Genomic DNA, 2,767 nt, shown 5'->3' with positions numbered 1-2,767 from the left:
GCACTGATAAACAATAAGCACGCGACTGCGTGCCGCCGGTTTTCCGGCGCCCTGTCCGGAGCGAAGCGGCTTTAGCCGCGACAGCGTGAGGACAGAAGTTAAAGCTGGTATTCGTCAAGCGAAGCTTGATGGATACAGATAATGGGAGTGATCAAGTCGATCGAGCTATTAGTACCGGTAAGCTGCATGCGTTGCCGCACTTCCACACCCGGCCTATCAACGTGGTGGTCTTCCACGGCTCTGATAGGGAATACTCGTTTTTAGGTGGGTTTCCCGCTTAGATGCCTTCAGCGGTTATCCCGTCCGTATATAGCTACCCTGCTATGCCGTTGGCACGACAACAGGTCCACCAGAGATACGTCCATCCCGGTCCTCTCGTACTAGGGACAGATCCTATCAATATTCCTACACCCACGGCAGATAGGGACCGAACTGTCTCACGACGTTCTGAACCCAACTCACGTACCGCTTTAAATGGCGAACAGCCATACCCTTGGGACCTGCTCCAGCCCCAGGATGCGATGAGTCGACATCGAGGTGCCAAACAACCCCGTCGATATGGACTCTTGGGGGTCATCAGCCTGTTATCCCCGGCGTACCTTTTATCCGTTGAGCGATGGCCCTTCCACGCGGGACCACCGGATCACTATGACCGACTTTCGTCTCTGCTCGACTTGTCAGTCTTGCAGTCAGGCAGGCTTATGCCATTGCACTCGACGAACGATTTCCGACCGTTCTGAGCCTACCATCGCGCGCCTCCGTTACTCTTTAGGAGGCGACCGCCCCAGTCAAACTACCCACCATACACGGTCCTGGACCCGGATAACGGGCCGCAGTTAGACATCCATATAGGCAAGGGTGGTATTTCAAGGATGACTCCACAATGGCTGGCGCCACTGCTTCAAAGTCTACCACCTATCCTACACATGCCGACACGAATGCCAGTGTAAAGCTATAGTAAAGGTGCACGGGGTCTTTCCGTCTAACCGCAGGAACCCCGCATCTTCACGGGGAATTCAATTTCACTGAGTCTGCGTTGGAGACAGCGGGGAAGTCGTTACGCCATTCGTGCAGGTCGGAACTTACCCGACAAGGAATTTCGCTACCTTAGGACCGTTATAGTTACGGCCGCCGTTTACTGGGGCTTCAATTCAATGCTTGCACATCTCCTCTTAACCTTCCAGCACCGGGCAGGCGTCAGACCCTATACGTCGTCTTGCGACTTCGCAGAGCCCTGTGTTTTTGGTAAACAGTCGCTACCCCCTGGTCTGTGCCACCCCCACAAAGTTGCCTTCATGGAGGTCACGCTTCTTCCGAAGTTACGCGTGCATTTTGCCGAGTTCCTTCAACGCAGTTCTCTCAAGCGCCTTGGTATTCTCTACCAGTCCACCAGTGTCGGTTTAGGGTACGGTCTATATGCAGGAGCTATTTCCTGGAACCGCTTCGCTGCAAGATCAATCCAATAAGACCTTACAACACACGCGATCCGTCACTACCTGCAGGCCCACGAATATTAACGTGGTTCCCATCGACTACGCCTTTCGGCCTCGCCTTAGGGGCCGGCTAACCCTGCTCAGATTAACTTTAAGCAGGAACCCTTGGACTTTCGGCGAGGGAGTCTCTCACTCCCTTTATCGTTACTCATGTCAGCATTCTCACTTCCGATACCTCCAGGATGTCTCACGACTGTCCCTTCACAGGCTTACGGAACGCTCCGCTACCACGCACATACGTGCATCCACAGCTTCGGTGTATGGCTTTAGCCCCGGTACATTTTCGGCGCAAAGACCCTTATTTAGACCAGTGAGCTGTTACGCTTTCTTTAAATGATGGCTGCTTCTAAGCCAACATCCTGGTTGTTTTGGGATCCTCACATCCTTTCCCACTTAGCCATAACTTAGGGACCTTAGATGGTGGTCAGGGTTGTTGCCCTCTTCACGACGGACGTTAGCACCCGCCGTGTGTCTGCCCAGTAGTACTCCCCGGTATTCGGAGTTTGATTAGGATCAGTAAGACGGTGAGTCCCCATAGCCCATTCAGTGCTCTACCCCCGGGGGTATTCGCTGGACGCTCTACCTAAATAGATTTCGCGGAGAACCAGCTATCTCCAAGTTTGATTGGCCTTTCACCCCTAGCCACAAGTCATCCCGATCTATTGCAACAGATATGGGTTCGGTCCTCCAGTACGTGTTACCGTACCTTCAACCTGCTCATGGCTAGATCACTTGGTTTCGGGTCTAATCCGACGAACTGAACGCCCTGTTCAGACTCGCTTTCGCTGCGCCTACACCTACCGGCTTAAGCTTGCTCGTCAGACTAAGTCGCTGACCCATTATACAAAAGGTACGCTGTCACCCAGGACGAACCTTGGGCTCCAACTGTTTGTAGGCATTCGGTTTCAGGTACTATTTCACTCCCCTCGTCGGGGTGCTTTTCACCTTTCCCTCACGGTACTGGTTCGCTATCGGTCATGCACGAGTACTTAGGCTTGGATCGTGGTCGACCCATGTTCAGACAGGATTTCACGTGTCCCGCCCTACTCAAGGACTTCTGTTCACTTTACGTGTACGGGGCTATCACCCACTTTAGCCAACCTTTCCAGATTGTTCCACTTTGCTCACAAAAGCCACTGGCCTGGTCCGCGTTCGCTCGCCACTACTAGCGGAGTCTCGTTTGATGTCCTTTCCTCTGGGTACTTAGATGTTTCAGTTCCCCAGGTTCGCTTCTAACACCCTATGTATTCAGGTGTAGATACCTTATTACGATA

1 rRNA gene (only partly in view) is annotated in these 2,767 nt (G+C 52.9%); it reads right to left on the bottom strand.

What is annotated here, in order from left to right:
• Positions 1-147: 147 nt before the first annotated feature.
• Positions 148-2,767 (bottom strand): 23S ribosomal RNA (locus D8666_RS23800) (it continues 193 nt past the right edge of the window).

Origin of the sequence: Ochrobactrum soli, from assembly GCF_003664555.1 — a bacterium.
Taxonomy (GTDB): domain Bacteria; phylum Pseudomonadota; class Alphaproteobacteria; order Rhizobiales; family Rhizobiaceae; genus Brucella; species Brucella teleogrylli.
The sequence above is the reverse complement of the archived record's forward strand: the minus strand, read 5'-3'. Positions and strand labels throughout refer to the sequence as shown.